This window comes from Allokutzneria sp. A3M-2-11 16 (genome assembly GCF_024213555.1).
Classification (GTDB): domain Bacteria; phylum Actinomycetota; class Actinomycetes; order Mycobacteriales; family Pseudonocardiaceae; genus Allokutzneria.
This window is the reverse complement of the sequence record NZ_JANAVO010000001.1, coordinates 1,724,633-1,741,661: the sequence shown is the minus strand read 5'-3', so window position 1 is coordinate 1,741,661 and position 17,029 is coordinate 1,724,633. Positions and strand designations below refer to the sequence as shown.

Genomic DNA, 17,029 nt, shown 5'->3' with positions numbered 1-17,029 from the left:
CAGCGCCCTGACAAGTGGCGCTGACTCAGCGCAGCCGGTCCAGCCAGCCGAGCAGCGTGCCCGCGTCGCGGCGGAACGCGGCGGGGTGGTCGTCGGGGACGAACTCCAGGAGCGCGTACCGGTCCACCCCGTCCTTGGCCAGCTCCGGCAGCACCGCCTCCCACAGGTCGGCGCGCTCGCCGAGCGGCAGCCGGTTGTCGCCCCAGCCCGCGCCCCACGAGAACACGTGCACCGTCGGCAGGTTCGGCAGCAGCGCGCGGACCTCGTCGACGGCCTCCTTGGTGTCCTGGGCGCCGCGCGGCTGCCAGTAGGACGTCACGTTGGGCATGTCGAGCTCGGCGAGCAGCCGCTTGGTGGACTCCAGGGTGTCGGTGAGCGTGTTGCGGTGGAACTCCAGCGCGACCTCGATGCCCTCGTCCGCCGCGGCCAGTGCGCACAGCCGCAGCGCGGAGACGACCTCGACGCGCTTGGCGGGCGCGATCTGCTGCGAGCCCCACGTGCCCGCCCAGACCCGCAGCCTCGGCGCGCCGAGCGCGACCGCCGTGCGCAGCGCCCGGTCCACCTCGGACGGGTCGGAGGCGCCCGCGCGGTAGTAGGAGCCGTACCCGGCGACGGAGATCCCCGCGCTCGCGCACTGCGCCCGCACCAGCTCCGCGGTCTCCACGTCGCCGGAGGGCACGTGCACGTCGCCGCCCCACTCCACGGCGGACAGCCCCGCCTCGGTGACCAGCTCGATGACCCTCGGCACGTCGAGGTGCCGGAAGGTGACCGACACCAGGCCGGGAATGATCACTGGTCCTCCTCTCGCAGCGACCGCGGGCAGAGGGACCATAGCGGCGTCTCGATCATGGGCAGCCGCAGGAGCGGCGGTGCATCAGCCGCGCGGGCAGCCGGACGGTCCTCGGCGGGCGCGCCGGATCGGCGATCCTGGCCAGCAGCATCCGCACGGCGGTGCGGCCGATCTCGGTGATCGGCTGGGCCATCGTGGTCATCGGCGGGTCGACCAGCTCGGCCCACTCGACCTCGTCGTAGCAGACGACGGCGAGCTCCTCGCCGACCCGGATGCCCAGTTCCCGGGCCGCGCGCAGCACTCCTACCAGCATGTTGTTGTTCCCGGCGACCACGGCGGTCGGTGGCTCCGGCAGCGCGGCGAGCCTGCGCAGCGCGTCGGCGGCCTGCTGCACCCGGGACTCGCCGGAGATCATCAGCGCCTCGTCGGCGGGCAGCCCGGCGCGGTGCAGGCCGAGCCGGTAGCCCTGCGTCCGCTCGGCGCTGGTGGTCAGTCCGGCCGCGCCGCTGACTAGCCCGATCCGGCGATGTCCACGTTCGGCCAAATGGGTGACAAGGGCGGCGGTGGAGCCCACGTTCTCCGGGCCGACCTGGTCGAACTGGCCGTCCGCTGGCAGTCGGTCCACCAGCACCGTGGGCACCCCGAGCTGGCGCAGCTCCGGCAGCACGTTCGCGCTCGCCCGGTGCGACGGAGTCAGCAGCAGGCCGTCCACCCGGCGGGAGCGCAGCGCACGCACGGCGGCCCGTTCGGCCTCGGCCTCGTCGTGGGTGTCGATCAGCAGCGGGGTGAAGCCCGCCGCGCTGGCCTCGCCCTCGATCGCCTGCATCAGCTCGGCGAAGTACGGGTTGGCGACCAGCGAGATCGCCACGCCCAGCGTCCTGGTGCCGCCGGTGACCAGCGACCTGGCGATGGCGTTGCCGGTGTAGCCGGTGCGCGCGACGGCGTCGAGCACCCGTTGCCTGGTCGCCTCGGCCACCTGCCGGGTCCCGTTGACCACGTGGGACACCGTGGTGATCGAGACCCCGGCCAGCCGCGCGACGTCCCGCATCGTGACCACGCGACCAGGGTGCGCCCATGCCAAGCGTTTGCGCAAACGCTTGGCACCCGGAACCCTCCCGGCTTAGCTTCCCGCAACCAACCGCCGATCCAGGAGGCAGCGAATGGGACGACGAGGTTCCATCGGCCGCGGCGCCGCCGCGCTCACGGCCGCCGCCATCGCACTCATGGGCACCGCCTGCACCAGCCAGAAGGCCGGGGACACGGGCCGGGGCAACGCCGACGGCAAGATCAAGGTCGGCCTGGTCACGAAGACCGACAGCAACCCCTTCTTCGTGGCGCTGCGCGATGCGGCCAGGGCGCAGGCCACCAAGGACGGCGCCGAGCTGATCGCCCTCGCGGGCAAGTTCGACGGCGACAACGAGGGCCAGGTGGCCGCGCTGGAGAACCTCGTCCAGCAGGGCGTGGACGCCATCATGATCACGCCGAGCAACTCCACCGGCATCCTCGGCGCGATCAAGAAGGCAAGGGAGAAGGGCGTCCTGGTGCTCGCCCTGGACACCGAGACCGAGCCGAAGGACGCGGTCGACGCCACCTTCGCCACCGACAACCTCGCGGCGGGCAGGTCACAGGGCGCGTACGTGAAGGCCGGGCTCGCGGGCAAGGAGCCGAAGCTGCTGATGCTCGACGGCGCCCCGGGCGGCACCGTCGACGAGATGCGCCACCGCGGCTTCCTCGCGGGCATCGGCCTCGCCGAGGGCGACTCGAAGATCGTCGGCAAGGAGTCGACCAACGGCGACCAGAACAAGGCCCAGCAGGCGATGGAGAACCTGCTCCAGCGCGCGACCGACGTGAACGCCGTCTACACGATCAACGAGCCCGCTGCGCGCGGCGGCTACGCGGCGCTGGCGGCTCGGGGCAGGGCGGCGCAGGTGCTCGTCGGTTCCATCGACGGCGGCTGCCAGGGAGTGCAGGACGTGAAGGACGGCAAGTACGCCGTCACCGTCATGCAGTTCCCGAAGAAGATGGCCGAACAGGGCGTTCAAGCCGCGGTGGAGTTCACCAAGTCCGGAAAGAAGCCGAGCGGCTTCGTCGACACCGGTTCCGTGGTGATCACCGACAAGCCGGTTCCGGGCATCGAGTCCAAGGACACCGCCTGGGGCCTGCAGAACTGCTGGGGATGACGTGAGCACCAAGACGAAAGGCAACGTCTCCGAGTTCGTGCTGCGGACGCCCGCCGTCGGCCCGGCCATCGCGCTCGTCGCGGCGGTAGTGGTCTTTTCCTTGACTACCAACACTTTCCTCGACAGCGACAACCTCTCGCTGATCGTGCAGCAGTCGCTGGTGGTCGGCACCCTCGCGCTCGGTCAGACGCTGGTGATCCTCACCGGCGGGATCGACCTCGCGAACGCGGCGACCGCGGTGCTGGGCACCCTGCTGATGGCCAAGCTGGTCGTCGGCGGGGTGCCCGGCACCGTCGCGCTGGTCACCGGGATCGCGGCGGCGGTGGCGATCGGCGCGTTGATCGGCGGCATCGTCACGGGCGCGAGCCTGCCGCCGTTCATCGTCACGCTCGGCATGCTGACCATCGTCACCGCGGTCAGCCGGATCTACGCCGAGGGCCGCAGCTACCCCGTCACCGACGACACGCTGGCCTTCCTCGGCACCAGGCAGTACCTCTTCGGCCACGTCGAGGTCACCGTCGGCATGGGTCTGGCGCTGCTGATGTTCGTCGGCGCCTGGTACGCGCTGACGAAGACCGCGTGGGGCAAGCACGTCTACGCGGTCGGCAACGACCCGGAGGCGGCGCGGCTGTCCGGCATCAACGTGCGCCGCACCGTGCTCAGCGTCTACGTGGTCGCCGGGCTGGTCTACGGCATCGCGGCCTGGCAGGCGCTCGGCCGCGTGCCCAACGCCGACCCGAACGCCTTCCAGATGGGCAACCTCGACTCGATCACCGCGGTGGTGCTCGGCGGGACCAGCCTGTTCGGCGGGCGGGGCAGCGTGATCGGCACCCTGGTCGGCGCGCTGATCGTCGCGGTGCTGCGCTCCGGGCTGACCCAGGCCGGGATCGACAGCCTCTACCAGGACGTGGCCACCGGCGTGCTGGTGATCGTCGCGGTCGCGGTCGACCGGTTCTCCAGGAGGAAGCAGCGATGAGCGAGCAGGTGCCGGTGCTCCAGGCCCGCGGCCTGGTCAAGCGCTACGGCAAGGTGACCGCGATCGACGGCGCCGACTTCGACCTGCTGCCCGGCGAGATCCTGGCCGTGGTCGGCGACAACGGGGCGGGCAAGTCCAGCCTGATCAAGGCGCTGTCCGGGGCGGTCGTCCCGGACGCGGGCGAGATCCTGGTCGACGGCGAGGCGGTGCGGTTCTCCGGGCCGCTCGACGCCCGCAGGCACGGGATCGAGACCGTCTACCAGGACCTCGCACTCGCGCCCGCCCAGGACATCGCGACCAACGTGTTCCTGGGCCGGGAGCGCCGCAGGTCCGGGCCGCTCGGCTCGGTGTTCCGGCTGCTCGACGCCGGGGGCATGCGGGCGGAGGCGGCGCGCATCCTCGGCGAGCTGGACATCAAGATCAAGTCGATGACGCAGGCCGTCGAGACCCTCTCCGGTGGCCAGCGCCAGGGCATCGCGGTGGCCCGTGCCGCCGCGTTCGGCAGCCGCGTGGTGATCATGGACGAGCCCACGGCCGCGCTCGGCGTCGCGGAGTCGGCCAAGGTGCTCGACCTGATCCAGCGGATTCGCGACCGCGGCCTGCCGGTGGTGCTGATCAGCCACAACATGCCGCACGTCTTCGAGATCGCCGACCGCGTGCACGTGCACCGGCTCGGCAGGCGGGTCGGCGTGGTCTCCCCGCGCGAGCGCACGATGAACGAGGTGGTCGGCCTGATCACCGGAGCGCTCGCGCTCTCCGACAACGGCGAGCTGGTCGAGGTGTACCGGTGACCGCTTTCGCGGAGCTGCTGGAGCGCGCCGCGAAGCTGGCGGAGCCGGGCGGGCGGCGCCTGCTCGGCATCACCGGGGCTCCGGGTGCTGGCAAGTCGACCCTGGCGGAGCGCCTGGTCACCGCGCTCGGCGGGCGGGCGGTGCTGGTCGGCATGGACGGCTTCCACCTGGCGCAGCGCGAGCTGGAGCGGCTGGGCCGGGCCGAGCGCAAGGGCGCCCCGGACACCTTCGACGCGCACGGCTACCTGGACCTGCTGGTCCGGCTGCGGCGGGCGGAGCCGGGGGTGACGGTCTACGCCCCGGAGTTCCGCCGCGAGATCGAGGAGCCGGTGGCCTGCGCGGTCCCGGTCGCCGCCGAGGTGCCGCTGGTGGTCACCGAGGGGAACTACCTGCTGCTGGCCGACCGGCCGTGGTCCCGGCTGCGCGAGGTGCTCGACGAGGTCTGGTTCCTGGCGCCCGACGAAAACGTCCGGCTCGCCCGCCTTGTCGCCCGGCACGAGCGTTACGGCCGCACCCACGAAGAAGCGGAAAACCGCGCGCACGGCTCGGATCAGTCGAACGCGATCCGGGTAACCGAAACAATGTCGCGTGCCGACCTTTGTATTGGCTCGGTGATCTAGGATTACTGCTGGACCGACACGGTGACCTGCGTGTCCGCCGCTCCGGCAGGCGGGAGCGCCAGCGCGCCGAGCGCGGCGAGGGCCAGCAGGGCGAGGAAGGCGGTCCTCAGTTGAGAGCGCATGCTTTTCTACTTTCCGGTAGCCTTTCCTGGTTGTTCCGGAAAAGATGACAGGCTTCATCGAGTGGCGTCAAGAATTCCTGATATAGCCTTGATGAAATGGCTTTCGTTCATCTTTTCCCGCCGGGTTGGGACGGAACGCGCCGCCGCCGGGTTCCGTCGAAGGGGAATGCCGCACCAGGAACTCGTACCGCTGCCGCCGCTGTTCGCGAGCCGCTTCCGCGGCGGGGTGGTCACCATCGGCGTCACGCTGACCGTGCTGACCCCGCTGATGTACGCGTTCATGCGCTTCGTCGGCACGGTCGTCGGCTCACCGGGCGGTCCACTGGCGCAGGTCGTCAGCGCGCTGCCGCCGCTGTTCGTGGTGGCCCTCGCGGTGACGCTGCTGGTGTCCCGGTGCTGCCTGCACGGTGACAACCTCATCGTCTCCCGCGCTCGCGGCATCCGGAACGCGCTGTTCGCGTGCCTCGGCGCCATCGCGGTGAGCTCGGCGGTCGCCGTCCTGCTGCCGGTGCTGACCGACCCGCGCCAGGTGAACGCGCTGACCTACTTCGAGCCCGTGGTGTTCCTGTTCATCGGGATGATCGGGTTCGCGTCCGGGCACATGTTCGTGCGGCCGTCGCTCGCCACGCTGCGCAGGTTCGCCGAGGGCTCACGTTCGGTCTGGTGAGGAGGCGGACTCGTCGATGGGCCGCTTCATGTCCTGGCGGAAGCGGATTGCGCCGTAGACCGTTCCGGCCAGCACCACCACGAGGAACGCGACGGCGGCCGTCACCTTCAGCCAGGGGTACCGGTCGAGCAGTCCCGCCGCGTAGTAGCCGAAGAGGATCAGCAGCGGCGCCCAGGTGATCGAGCCGATCACCGAGGACCAGAAGAACCGCCCGCGGTCCATCCGCGCCGCGCCCGCGATCATCGGCGCCAGCGTGCGCACCCACGGCAGCCAGCGGGCCGCGACGATCGCCCAGAACCCGTAGCGGTCCAGGAAGTTCCGCGCCCGCTCCAGGTTCTGCCGGTTGAGCACCTTGCCGCCCTCGCGGGCCAGCACCCGGGTGCCGGTGCGCACGCCGATCCGGTAGCCGACGTCGTTGCCCCAGATCGCGACCAGTGTCGTCGCGACGGCCAGTCCCCACGCGTTGCCGGGCAGTCCCTGCTGCGCGAGCAGGACCCCGGCGGTGAACAGCAGCGAGTCGCCGGGTAGGAAAAGCCCGATGACAAGCGCGCACTCGGCGAAGATGAAGCTGACGACCACGGCCCAGATCAGGACCGGGCCGCCGGACCCCAGCGGGTCCCAGGCCAGGAGGGTCTGCGTCGCCGTCACTTCGCCGACCCTACGTGGACCAGCGGCCGGTCATCGGTGAATTCCTGGTTGACCGGGAGGGAGGACAACGTGATCAGCACGTTGAGCCTGACCGTGCTCGGCGCGGGCACGCCCTACCCGCGCCCGGATAACGCCTGCTCCGGGTACCTGCTGCGGACCGAGGAGAGCGCGGTGTGGGTCGACGCGGGCCCCGGTTCCCTCGCCAACCTCCAGCGCCACGTCTCCCCCGATCAGCTGAGCGCGATCTGGATCTCCCACCTGCACGCCGACCACTTCGCGGACCTGGCCTCCGCCTACTACGCGCTGGCCTTCTCGGAGCTGCGCCCGCGGCACCGCATCCCGGTCTACGGGCCGATCGGCTGGGGTGGGCGGCTCGAAGCCTTCCTGACCAACGCGCAGGTGGCGGCGATGAGCGCGGTCTTCGAGGAGCACGAGCTGCACGACGGCCACCAGGTCGACGTCGGCGACCTCCGGCTCACCAGCCGCGCCGTGCACCACGGCATCCCCGCGTTTGGGCTGCGGGCCGAGCACAACGGCCGGGTGCTGGCCTACTCCGGCGACACCGGTCCGTGCGCGGCGCTGGACGAGCTGGCCACCGGCGCGGATGTGCTGCTCTGCGAGGCGGACTCGGACGACCAGACCGAGGTCCACTGCACGCCGGAGGACGCTGGGGAAGCCGCGCGCAAGGGCGGCGTGAAGCAGCTGTTGATCACCCACGTCGGCCCCGCGATGACGCCGGAGTTCGCCGCCGGGCGCGCCGCGAAGGTCTTCGGCGGACGCACCGTCGCGGTCGCCGAGAACGAGACTTACGAACTGCGCTGAAGAGCCCTCGCCGAGCCAGGGCGCCGCGGACTACGGTCGGTGGGTGGACACCGCCGCCCTCATCGACCAGCTCAAAGCCGCCGTCGGAGCAGACGGGGTGCTGACCGATCCGGACGTCACCGCGGGCTACAGCCGCGACATGATGCCGCTGGCCCCGGTGGGCTCTCCGCTGGCCGTGGTGCTGCCGTCGGACACCGAGCAGGTGCGCCAGGTCGTGCTGGCCTGCGCCGCCGCCGGGACGCCGATCGTGCCGCGCGGCGCTGGCAGCGGGCTCTCCGGTGGCGCCAACGCGATCGACGGCTGCGTGGTGCTGGTGACCACCAGGATGAACAAGATCGTCGAGATCGACGCGGACAACCGGCTGGCCGTCGTCGAGCCCGGCGTGATCAACCTCGACCTCCGGCAGGCCGTCGAGAAGCACGGGCTGTTCTACCCGCCGGACCCCTCCAGCTACGACTGGTGCACGATCGGCGGCAACCTGGCGACCAACGCGGGCGGCCTGTGCTGCGTGAAGTACGGCGTCACAACGGATTCCGTGCTCGGCCTGGAAGTCGTGCTGGCCAACGGGGACGTGTTGCGCACCGGTCGCCGCACCGTCAAGGGCGTCGCGGGCTACGACCTCACCAAGCTCTTCGTGGGCAGCGAGGGCACCCTCGGCGTGATCACCCAGGCCACCCTCGCGCTGCGCCCGCTGCCGAAGGCGCCCGGCACGATGGTCGCCTCGTTCTCCTCGACCGCCGCCGCAGGAGCCGCGGTGAGCCGCATCGTCCGCGAGGGCCTTGTCCCGTCGCTGATGGAGATCATGGACGCGGCGTCGATCAAGGCGGTCGAGCAGCACCTCAACACCGAGGTCGGCGCGGGCGCGGGCAGTGCCGCCCTGCTGATCTGCCAGTCCGACTCCGGCGGCGAGGCCGCGCTCCAGGAGCTGGCCGCGATCGAGCAGATCTGCACCGACTCCGGCGCGGACCTGGCGTACTCCACCACCGACCTCGAAGAGGGCCGGATGCTGCTGACCGCGCGGCGGGCGGTGCTGAACGCGCTGGAGGTCTACGGCTCCTGGCTCACCGACGACGTGTGCGTGCCGAGGACCAGGATCGGCGAGCTGATCAGCGGCTGCGAGGAGATCAGCAAGCGGTGCGGCCTGGTGATCGCCGTCGTCGGGCACGCGGGCGACGGCAACATGCACCCGACGATCGTCTACGACGCGTCCTCGCCCGAGCAGTTCGCCAAGGCGCAGCAGGCTTTCGACGAGATCCTGGAGGTCGGCCTGCGGCTCGGCGGCACCGTCACCGGGGAGCACGGCGTCGGCAAGATCAAGCGCGAGTGGCTGGCCAGGGAGATCGGCCCGGTCGGCATCGAGGCGCACCGGGCGATCAAGAAGGCGCTCGACCCCGGGTCGGTGTTCAACCCGGGGTCGATGTTCAGCTGAGCCGGTCCGTCTACAGGTGCAGGGCGGGATCGGTGGCCAGTTCGGTGAGCTGCGCGGTGGTCAGCGCGATCTTGTCCCGGTTCGGCCCCTGGTTCGGGTCGAAGATCGGGTCGTAGTCGTAGGCCGAGGTCCACACCACGGTGCCGTCCAGGCGGTAGTGCAGCGCGCTCTCGATGTGCCGGGGTTCCTTGCCGGTCTCGATCTTGCTCACCCCGTGCAGCACCAGTGAACCGTCCGGCTGCTTGGTCGCCGTGCAGATCGTGGTGGAGTTGATCTCGCACCACTTGCGCGGCGAGCTGGTGAAGTGGCCGGGCGCCTCGATCTGGTACGCCGTGGCGGTCCTGCCGATCTTGTCGTGGTAGACCGCCCACGTGGTCAGGTAGTCCTGGCCGTCCTCGATGACGCCGGTCCACTCGCCGCTCCACGGAGTCAGCTGCATGTTCTGCGCCTCGGGGACCACCTGCGGGAAGGACTTCGCCAGGCGCTCGCCCATCGCCGCGCCGAACTCGCGCAGCTTCTCGGCGGAGTGCTTGGGCGGGACGACACCGGCGGGCGGCCACGGGATGTCGGGGATCTCGCTGAGCCGCGACGTCGCCGCCGGAGCCGGGGTCGCGCGCGAGAGGTGCCCGCCCGCGTCCACGCCGATCTGAGGTCTGGCCGAATCGGTGGCAACGGGGGCTGCCGAACCCGGCGGGGTGAGCACGGAGAGGACGACCAGGGCGCCCAGCGTGCTGACGGCAAGACGATGCTTCATCTTGGTGATCACGCCTCACCTACGGACGCGCTCACCCGCCGGGTTGCATCAGTCGCGGTAGGTCTGGAAGATCTGCGTCTTCTCGGCGGCCTCGCGCGCCTCGATCCGCTTCTCCTTGCGGGCCTTGATCACCTCGATGATGATCGGCAGGATCGAGATGAACACGATGGCCAGCAGCACGGCGGTGAGGTTGTTCTTCACGAACGCGACCCCGCCGAGCGAGTAGCCGAGCACGGTGATGCCCGCGCCCCAGGCGATACCGCCGACGATCGAGTACGTGAAGTACTTCTTCGGCTCCATCCGGCCGACCCCGGCGAGCGCGGTGATGAACGTGCGCACCACCGGGACGAACCGGGAGAGCACGATCGCCCGCGCGCCGTACTTCTCGAAGAACTCGTGCGTCTTGTCGACGTAGTCCTTCTTGAAGATCTTGGAGTTCGGCTTGTCGAACAGGGTGGGACCGGCCTTCCAGCCGATCGCGTAGCCCACGACGTTGCCGAGGATGCCCGCCAGCGTGATCAGCGTGCAGACCAGCCAGATCGGCGTGTTGATGGCGCCGCTGGCCACGAACAGTCCCGCCACGAACAGCAGCGAGTCACCTGGCAGGAAGAACGCGAACAGACCGCATTCGGCGAAGACGATGAGGCAGATCCCCACCAGCGCGAAGTGGCCCATCGAGGTGATGATGTACTCGGGATCGAGCCACTTGATGCCGAAAAGCGCCATCTCGGTCGTGGTGCTGGCGAGAGCGGGCAAAACGGTCGTCACGAGCGCCCACCATACAGATTCGGGTCACAGCACGGATACGAGCCCGGCCACAGTCCCGACCGCCAGCCCGAGCAGCACGGCGAGTAGGAGCACCGTCCGCGGCCGCAGCGGGGCCCGCTCACCGTCCGTCCGGACGGTCGGCATGTCGTTGTCCACGCGCTCGGTCGGCCCGGTGCCGGTGATCGCGCGCAGGGCGGCTTCCGTGTTGTCGCCCCACCCGCCCGAGCCGCTCGACCCGCTCGCCGGGGTGGAGGCGGCCTGCGCCCGCAGCGCTTCGGCTAGCAAGCGCTCCGGATCGTCTGCCTGGCCCATCCCTCCAAGGTAGCGGGGTCAGGCCGTCGCCGTGTCCACCCACCCGCCCCGGTGCAGCACCGAACGCAGGCGCAGGTCCGCGTCCAGCACCACCAGGTCGGCGGTGAGCCCGGCGCGGAGCGCCCCGGTGGCCCCGGCGAGCCCGAGCAGCGCGGCGGGCCGGGTGGAGCAGGCGAAAGCGGCCTCGGACATGCTCAGCCCGCCGTTGACCACGGCGTTGCGGAAGGCGGCGTCCATGGTCAGCGTGCTGCCCGCGAGGGAGCCGCCCGCCAGCGTCGGCACCCCGTCGCGCACGGTGACCTGGAGCCCGCCCAGGTCGTACACGCCGTCCCCGATGCCGGACGCGGAGATCGAGTCGGTGATCAACACGGTCCGCCCGGCCCCCGCGTGCCGCGCGGCCAGCCGCACCGCGGTCGGGTGCAGGTGCACCAGGTCGCAGATCAGCTCGACGGTGACCCGCTCGTCGTCCAGCAGCGCGCCGATCGGCCCCGGTTCGCGGTGGTGCAGCGGGCGCATGCCGTTGAACAGGTGCGTCGCCACCGTGGCCCCGGCGTCCACCGCGGGCCTGACCTGCGCTTCCGTCGCGTCGGTGTGCCCGATCGCGGCGATCACGCCGCTGTCGGCGAGCAGCCGGACCGCGTCGACAGCGCCGTCCAGCTCGGGCGCGAGCGTGATCATCCGGACCGCGCCGTCCCCGGCGTCCAGCAGCGTCCGCACCGACTCGCGGTCCGGCGCGCGCAGCAGTGCGGGGTCGTGCGCGCCGCAGCGGGCCGCGGAGAGGAACGGCCCCTCCAGGTGCACGCCCGCGACCAGCCCGTCCCTGGTGGCCTCGGCGAGCGCCGCGACCTGCTTGGCCAGCTCGGGGATCTCGCCGGTGACCAGGCTGGCCAGCATCGTGGTGGTGCCGTGCTTGCGGTGCGCGGCCACGGCGTGCGCGATCCGGTCGCCGTCGAGTGTGGAGAAGGACTCGCCGCCGCCCCCGTGGCAGTGGACGTCGACGAAGCCGGGCACGATCCAGCAGCCGCTCGCGTCCACCACGTCCTCGCCGGGCAGCTCGGGTCCGCGGCCCTCGCCGAGCGCGGCGATCCTGTCGCCCTTCACGTGCAGCCAGCCGGGGTCGAGCACCCCGTCCGGCGTGACGATCCTGCCTCCAGCGAGCTTCATCGGCCCTCCTCGATCGCCATGAGCGCCGCGCCGAGGCACCCGGCCCGGTCACCCAGCGCGGCCCGCCGCAGCTCCGGCAGGCGCTGGATGGTGATCAGCTCGTCCAGCCGCTTCTCCAGCGGCGCGGTCAGCAGCTCACCGGCCATGGCCAGCCCGCCGCCGAGCACGACGGCCTGCGGAGCGAACAGCGTCGCGAGGTGGGTGATGGCCCTGGCCAGCGCGTTCACCGCGTCGTCCCAGACCAGCTTGGCCTCCGGATCGCCGTCGCGCAGGAAAGCCGCGACATCCGCCGCCCCGGCGACCGGCCGCCCGGTGCGCTCGGTGTAGCGGCGGGCGACGGCGGAGGAGGAGGCGATGAGTTCGAGGCAGCCGCGCTGACCGCACGCGCACTCCGGGCCGTCCGCGATCACCAGGTGCCCGATCTCGCCCGCGTAGCCGCCGCCGGAGTGCGGTCGCCCACCGATGATCAGCGCCCCGGCGATCCCGGTGCCGATCGGCAGCACCACCAGGTCGTCGAAGCCTTGACCCGCGCCGAGCCGCGCTTCGGCCAGCCCGCCCGCGCGCACGTCGTGGCCGAAGGCCAGCGGCCCGGGGATGCGCGCGGCGAGCGCTTCGCCGAAGGGGTAGTCCCGCCAGCCCAGGTTCGCGGAGAAGACGCCGATCCGCCGGTCGTCGTCGACGATGCCGGGGACCACGACGCCCACCGCGTCCGGTCGTTCCCCGCTGCCGAGTTCGGTGCTCAGTTCGGCGACGATGCCCGTGACCTCGGCCACCACGGCGTCCGCGGTCTCGGTGCCGCTCGCGCGCTTCGGGGTGGCCCGGCGCAGCTCGCGGAGCACGGTCGGCTCCGCGAGCCCGCGCACGAGCGCGGCCTTGATCTCGGTGCCGCCGACGTCGACCGCGACGACAACAGGGGGGCTGGTCACCCTGGCATCCTGCGGCACCGGGCGGCGCCTGGTCTAGACCTTTCCGGTTCGCTCAGGTCTTGATGATCTTCTGCAGCGCGTCCAGCGCCCGGCTCGCGGTGGACTTCACCGTGCCGCGGGAGATGCCGGTGGACTCGGCGATCTCCGCCTCGGACATCCCGCCGTAGTAGCGCAGCACCAGCACCTCGCGCTGCCGCGGCGGCAGCTGGCCGAGCGCGGCGACGACCGCCTGGTGCTCGGCGGTGAGCATGGCCAGGGACTCCGCCGACCTGGCGTTGATCATGTGCGGCGGCTGGTACTCGCGAGCGGTCTTGCGGCGGCGCAGCACGGAGCGGCTGCCGTTGACCACGGCGGTGCGCAGGTAGCCGACGGCGGCGGCGCCGTCGCGCAGGCCGGACCAGTTGCGGTAGAGCCCGGTGAACGCCTCCTGGACCACGTCCTCGGCGGTCGCGGCGTCGTCGACGAGCAGCACGGCCAGCCGGACAAGGCGCATCCGGTGCTGGCGGTAGAGGTCCTCCAGCGTGAGCGTGTTCCCGCCCGGCCGGTCGTCGGGATCGAGTGCGCGAATGTGGCCGAGCGTCCGCTCTACCGTCTGTTCGACGGTGACCGGCCTCGGACCGGATTGCTGACCCAGGCCCTGCGCGTCGTCCCCTACCACGCGACGACCGTACCGAGGTTGGCCGCCCTTGTGGCAACCAGCTTGGGATAAGTGCCAGAAAACGTGACGATCCACGGTCAATCGATTACGCAGCGCAGTGGTCTAGCGTTCGGCGCGCAAGATCACCCGAGGTTGGAGGTCATCATGGCGCGCTTCGTCGTGAAGTGGGAGTACAGCGCGGACCGGGACACCAGGTACGCCGCCCGTCCCGACCACCGCGCCCACCTCGGCGCGCTGGCCGAGCGCGGGATCGTGCTGGCGGCGGGCCCGCTCGCCGACGACACCGGCGGCATCGTGGTCTTCGACGCCGCGGACGCCGACGAGCTCCAGTCCCACCTGGACGCTGATCCGTACACCAAGGCGGGCGTGATCACGAAGACCACGGTGAGCGAGTGGAAGCCGGGCCTCGGCGCCTGGCTGTCGTAGCGGGCTCACCCAGCGCCTCTCGGAGGGCGATCCGCATCCGGTGCAGCCGGGCGCCGACCGCGCCCTCCGAGCTGTGCACGATCGTCGCGATCTCCCGGTGCCGGAAGTGCCTGTGCACCTTGAGGTACCAGACCAGCTGGTCGGTCCTCGGTAGCCGGGAGAACGCACGCCGCAGCCGGTTCAGCGCCTCCCCCGCCGTCACCACCTCGGCGGGGTCGCAGGCCGTCCTGCGGAATTCCTCCGGCGCCTCCGTCCATTTCTTCTTCGCCCGGAGCAGCGCATAGCACTCGCGCCGCACAGTGGTGGCGAGCCAGTACTTGATCGCACCTGGATCGCCCAGTTGTGCGCGTTTGTGCCAAGCCCGCAGATAAGCGCTCTGGACGGCGTCCTCGGCGTCGTCCCGATCCCGGATGATCCCCTGGGCGATCACCAGCATCGCCGGTCGGCAGCGGGCCAGACCCGTTGCGAACTCCGAGTCGTCAGTCATCTGCCACCATCCCCACATCGGGGTAGTCCGCCCCCTGATACCGCTTGTTCCCCAGGGTGAACACGCTATTTTCCGAGGTCGGCCGAGCCAATGGGATCAATTGCCCATTGTTCGGCCGAGGGGGCCGACGTACCCTGGCGCACCCTCAACGGGGAGGTGGCGGATGCGCGATGACCACGTAGCTTTCCTGGTCGAGGCGGGAGCGATCCTCGGAGGCTCCTCCGCTTCTTCGGAGAAGGCGGAGGAAATTCTGTACGGGCTGCGGAAGGTCGTTCCGTACGACGCGGCGTGCCTGTCGACTTTCCACGACTTTGACGTGGACCACAACTCCCTGGTCAACGTCGGTTATCCGGATCGGGTGCTCGACCACCTGGACTCATGGCTCGTGCACAACGATCCTGCCTATCTGCACATGCGGAAGGTGGACCGCCGCCCACTGAGGTGGCGGGACACGAGCTTTCCTTACCGGGAAACGTTCTCGGCCCAGGAGGTCTTCCTGCCCGCCGGATTCAACGAGGGAATCACGGTCCGCCTCTACAACCGGCTCGGCGTCTACACCGGAAACCTGCACGCCTCGATGGAGGACGTCCACCATCCGGCCGACGAGGACGTTCCCCTCTTCGTCGCCATGCAGACCATGCTCGGCGGGCTGGTCGACCGCACGCGCTCGTTCCCGCCGCCGGTGTGGGAGGTCGACGACGCGGTGAACTGCGTCTGCTTCTACCCTGGCCCGGTCATCGAGGGCGTGCCCGGCAGGCCGACCGGCCCGCACCTCGCCGAGGGAACGCCGCTGATCGCGATGCTGCTCGCGCGCTACGCCGAGCAGCGGCTGCCGCAGCAGTTCTGGTGGCACTCCGGCGGCGGCGTCCTGCACGCGATCACCACGACGCGGTGGGAGAACCGGGTGCTCGTGCTGGAGGAGGTCGCCGAGCCGCCGTTCGGGTTGAGCGTGCGCGAACTGGAGGTGCTGACCCTGCTCGTCGAGGGCCGTACCAACGTGCAGATCGCGACCAGGCTGCTGATCTCGCCGAAGACCGTGGCCAAGCACGTCGAGCGGGTGCTGCACAAGATGGACGTGCGCAGCCGCACCGAGGCCGCCGTGCGCGCGCAGCGGGCCGGGTTGGTCCTGCTCGGCGCGTGAGCGCTACTCCGGCGGCCAGCGCTTGATGAAGGCCAGCACCATCTTGCCCTGGTCGGTCAGCTCGCGGCCCTTGCCCTTGCACGGTTCGCAGTCGGGGTGGGTGTTCGCGGTGACGTAGGCCCTGGTGATCACCGAGTCGCCCTCGCGCAGCTGGAGGTACTCCACGAAGCCCAGCACCTCCTCGTCGCCGCGGTCGGCCGCGTACTGCTTGAGCTCCTCCCACTCGTCGGCGATCTCGTTGATCCTGGCCGCGACGGGCGGTGCCAGCAGGAAGCGGACGGCGCGCTTGCGCCTGCGGTACGCCTCCTCGCCGATGTGCTCGGCCTCCGGCTCGGTGTTCTTCCCGCTGCCCTCGCAGACCGGGCACGGTACGTCCAACGCCAGCTCCACCGCAGCGCCTCCCCGAAGTGACTCCTCGTGCCCGAAAGGCTACTGAGGGTCGGCTTCCCGTGGTGATCTCCGCACCCGTTGGTGTGCCGGAATCTGCCGGAATCCCTGGCGTTGACATCGGCGTCAAGGTCTAGCGTCGCCGAGCGGGAGGCGGACATGCGCATCGGAGAACTCGCCGAGAAGGTCGGCACGAGCACCAGGGCGCTGCGCTACTACGAGAGCCAGGGCCTGCTCGGTGCCCGGCGCAGCGCCAACGGCTACCGCGACTACGACGAGCTGGACCTGCGGGTCGCCCGCGAGATCCGGTCGCTGCTGGACATCGGCTTCGCGCTGGAGGAGACCCGGCCGTTCGTGGCCTGCCTGCGGGCGGGCAACGCGGCGGGTGACGCGTGCCCGGACGCCGTCGCCGTCTACCGCCGCAAGATCGAGGAGATCGACGACTGCGTCGAGCGCCTGCACGCGGTCCGCGCCCACCTGGAGACCCAGCTCGAACGGGCCAAGAAGCACAAGGAGAAGACATGTCCGCGCCTGCGCAGGAACTGACCGCCGTCACCGACGCGACCTTCGACGAGATCGTGCTCGGCAGCGACCTCCCCGTTGTCGTCGACTTCTGGGCGACCTGGTGCCCGCCGTGCCGGATGATCGCGCCCGTGCTCGCCGAGATCGCAGCCGAGCACGCGGACAAGGTGCGCGTCGTCAAGCTCAACTACGACGAGAACCCCGTTGTCGGAGCCCGCTACGCCGTGCTGTCGCTGCCCACGTTGCTGGTGTTCGACAAAGGTGAGGTCGTCCGCCGGGTCGTCGGCGCCAAGCCCAAGACGAGGCTGCTCAAGGACCTGGGCATCACCGACTGAAAGGTGAACAAGAACCAACGAACGGCCCTGTCAGCCATCAAGATCACGAATTAGCGTCGGAGCACACGGCCACCTGAGGACCCCGCTTTCCCTGCAACAGCAAG

Annotated in this window: 22 protein-coding genes; 11 read left to right on the top strand and 11 right to left on the bottom strand. The window is 70.7% G+C overall.

Features of this window, described 5'->3' with window-relative positions:
* Positions 1-25: 25 nt before the first annotated feature.
* Both NLX83_RS08805 and NLX83_RS08800 read right to left on the bottom strand, forming a co-directional pair.
* On the bottom strand, positions 26-793 hold the full coding sequence (locus NLX83_RS08805) for a sugar phosphate isomerase/epimerase family protein (RefSeq protein ID WP_254234335.1): 768 nt from the start codon (positions 791-793) through the stop codon (positions 26-28).
* A 52-nt stretch (positions 794-845) separates the two neighbouring features.
* Complete coding sequence (locus tag NLX83_RS08800; protein WP_254236143.1) at positions 846-1,838, bottom strand: LacI family DNA-binding transcriptional regulator; 993 nt, start codon at positions 1,836-1,838, stop codon at positions 846-848.
* Between the two features lie 112 nt (positions 1,839-1,950).
* Between NLX83_RS08800 and NLX83_RS08795 the strand changes: the two genes are divergently transcribed.
* The 5 genes from NLX83_RS08795 to NLX83_RS08775 all read left to right on the top strand — a co-directional run bounded on the left by NLX83_RS08795 (position 1,951) and on the right by NLX83_RS08775 (position 6,146).
* Complete coding sequence (locus tag NLX83_RS08795) at positions 1,951-2,970, top strand: substrate-binding domain-containing protein (protein WP_374118698.1); 1,020 nt, start codon at positions 1,951-1,953, stop codon at positions 2,968-2,970.
* 1 nt (position 2,971) lies between these two features.
* The gene (locus NLX83_RS08790; RefSeq protein ID WP_254234334.1) at positions 2,972-3,946 is read left to right on the top strand and encodes an ABC transporter permease; all 975 of its coding nucleotides are present in this window, start codon (positions 2,972-2,974) and stop codon (positions 3,944-3,946) included.
* Positions 3,943-4,737 (top strand): ATP-binding cassette domain-containing protein, encoded by a 795-nt coding sequence (locus NLX83_RS08785; RefSeq protein ID WP_254234333.1) that lies wholly within the window; start codon positions 3,943-3,945, stop codon positions 4,735-4,737. Before NLX83_RS08790 ends, NLX83_RS08785 begins: the two co-directional genes overlap by 4 nt.
* The gene (locus NLX83_RS08780; protein ID WP_254234332.1) at positions 4,734-5,357 is read left to right on the top strand and encodes a nucleoside/nucleotide kinase family protein; all 624 of its coding nucleotides are present in this window, start codon (positions 4,734-4,736) and stop codon (positions 5,355-5,357) included. Before NLX83_RS08785 ends, NLX83_RS08780 begins: the two co-directional genes overlap by 4 nt.
* A gap of 288 nt (positions 5,358-5,645) precedes the next feature.
* Entirely contained in the window at positions 5,646-6,146 is a 501-nt protein-coding gene (locus tag NLX83_RS08775; protein ID WP_254234331.1) for a hypothetical protein, read from the top strand.
* On the opposite strand, the gene NLX83_RS08770 is transcribed toward NLX83_RS08775, so the two are convergent.
* On the bottom strand, positions 6,129-6,794 hold the full coding sequence (locus NLX83_RS08770; protein ID WP_254234330.1) for a DedA family protein: 666 nt from the start codon (positions 6,792-6,794) through the stop codon (positions 6,129-6,131). The two genes, NLX83_RS08775 and NLX83_RS08770, sit on opposite strands and share 18 nt — an antisense overlap.
* A gap of 69 nt (positions 6,795-6,863) precedes the next feature.
* On the opposite strand from NLX83_RS08770, the gene NLX83_RS08765 reads away from it, so the two are divergent.
* The gene (locus NLX83_RS08765) at positions 6,864-7,616 is read left to right on the top strand and encodes an MBL fold metallo-hydrolase (protein ID WP_254234329.1); all 753 of its coding nucleotides are present in this window, start codon (positions 6,864-6,866) and stop codon (positions 7,614-7,616) included.
* Positions 7,617-7,659: 43 nt separating this feature from the next.
* Entirely contained in the window at positions 7,660-9,045 is a 1,386-nt protein-coding gene (locus NLX83_RS08760; protein WP_254234328.1) for an FAD-binding oxidoreductase, read from the top strand.
* Between the two features lie 10 nt (positions 9,046-9,055).
* On the opposite strand, the gene NLX83_RS08755 is transcribed toward NLX83_RS08760, so the two are convergent.
* Genes NLX83_RS08755 through NLX83_RS08730 form a run of 6 tightly spaced genes read right to left on the bottom strand, consistent with a single transcriptional unit; the run spans position 9,056 to position 13,627 of the window.
* Positions 9,056-9,811 (bottom strand): hypothetical protein, encoded by a 756-nt coding sequence (locus tag NLX83_RS08755; RefSeq protein ID WP_254234327.1) that lies wholly within the window; start codon positions 9,809-9,811, stop codon positions 9,056-9,058.
* A gap of 36 nt (positions 9,812-9,847) precedes the next feature.
* The gene (locus tag NLX83_RS08750) at positions 9,848-10,567 is read right to left on the bottom strand and encodes a DedA family protein (RefSeq protein WP_254234326.1); all 720 of its coding nucleotides are present in this window, start codon (positions 10,565-10,567) and stop codon (positions 9,848-9,850) included.
* 24 nt (positions 10,568-10,591) lie between these two features.
* Positions 10,592-10,879 carry a hypothetical protein gene (locus NLX83_RS08745; RefSeq protein ID WP_254234325.1) on the bottom strand — a complete coding sequence of 96 codons (288 nt, stop codon included), beginning with the start codon at positions 10,877-10,879 and terminating at the stop codon, positions 10,592-10,594.
* Between the two features lie 18 nt (positions 10,880-10,897).
* Positions 10,898-12,043: an N-acetylglucosamine-6-phosphate deacetylase gene (nagA, locus tag NLX83_RS08740; protein ID WP_254234324.1), complete on the bottom strand. Its 1,146-nt coding sequence runs from the start codon at positions 12,041-12,043 to the stop codon at positions 10,898-10,900.
* Positions 12,040-12,969: an ROK family protein gene (locus NLX83_RS08735; protein WP_254234323.1), complete on the bottom strand. Its 930-nt coding sequence runs from the start codon at positions 12,967-12,969 to the stop codon at positions 12,040-12,042. The genes nagA and NLX83_RS08735 overlap by 4 nt, the downstream gene beginning before the upstream one ends.
* Positions 12,970-13,021: 52 nt before the next feature.
* A complete protein-coding gene (locus tag NLX83_RS08730; RefSeq protein WP_254234322.1) occupies positions 13,022-13,627 on the bottom strand; it encodes an RNA polymerase sigma factor in 606 nt (201 codons plus the stop codon).
* 144 nt (positions 13,628-13,771) lie between these two features.
* Here NLX83_RS08730 and NLX83_RS08725 point away from each other — a divergent pair, with 144 nt between their 5' ends.
* Positions 13,772-14,053: a YciI family protein gene (locus NLX83_RS08725; protein WP_254234321.1), complete on the top strand. Its 282-nt coding sequence runs from the start codon at positions 13,772-13,774 to the stop codon at positions 14,051-14,053.
* On the opposite strand, the gene NLX83_RS08720 is transcribed toward NLX83_RS08725, so the two are convergent.
* A complete protein-coding gene (locus NLX83_RS08720) occupies positions 13,998-14,540 on the bottom strand; it encodes an RNA polymerase sigma factor (protein ID WP_254234320.1) in 543 nt (180 codons plus the stop codon). The two genes, NLX83_RS08725 and NLX83_RS08720, sit on opposite strands and share 56 nt — an antisense overlap.
* A gap of 163 nt (positions 14,541-14,703) precedes the next feature.
* On the opposite strand from NLX83_RS08720, the gene NLX83_RS08715 reads away from it, so the two are divergent.
* Entirely contained in the window at positions 14,704-15,681 is a 978-nt protein-coding gene (locus NLX83_RS08715; RefSeq protein WP_254234319.1) for a helix-turn-helix domain-containing protein, read from the top strand.
* Between the two features lie 3 nt (positions 15,682-15,684).
* On the opposite strand, the gene NLX83_RS08710 is transcribed toward NLX83_RS08715, so the two are convergent.
* Positions 15,685-16,071, bottom strand: coding sequence for a hypothetical protein (locus NLX83_RS08710; RefSeq protein ID WP_254234318.1), 387 nt, complete (start codon positions 16,069-16,071; stop codon positions 15,685-15,687).
* Positions 16,072-16,227: 156 nt separating this feature from the next.
* Here NLX83_RS08710 and NLX83_RS08705 point away from each other — a divergent pair, with 156 nt between their 5' ends.
* Together NLX83_RS08705 and trxA are read left to right on the top strand one after the other, a co-directional pair.
* Complete coding sequence (locus tag NLX83_RS08705) at positions 16,228-16,614, top strand: MerR family transcriptional regulator (protein WP_254234317.1); 387 nt, start codon at positions 16,228-16,230, stop codon at positions 16,612-16,614.
* The gene (gene trxA, locus NLX83_RS08700; RefSeq protein ID WP_305884173.1) at positions 16,590-16,925 is read left to right on the top strand and encodes a thioredoxin; all 336 of its coding nucleotides are present in this window, start codon (positions 16,590-16,592) and stop codon (positions 16,923-16,925) included. The genes NLX83_RS08705 and trxA overlap by 25 nt, the downstream gene beginning before the upstream one ends.
* Positions 16,926-17,029: the final 104 nt, after the last annotated feature.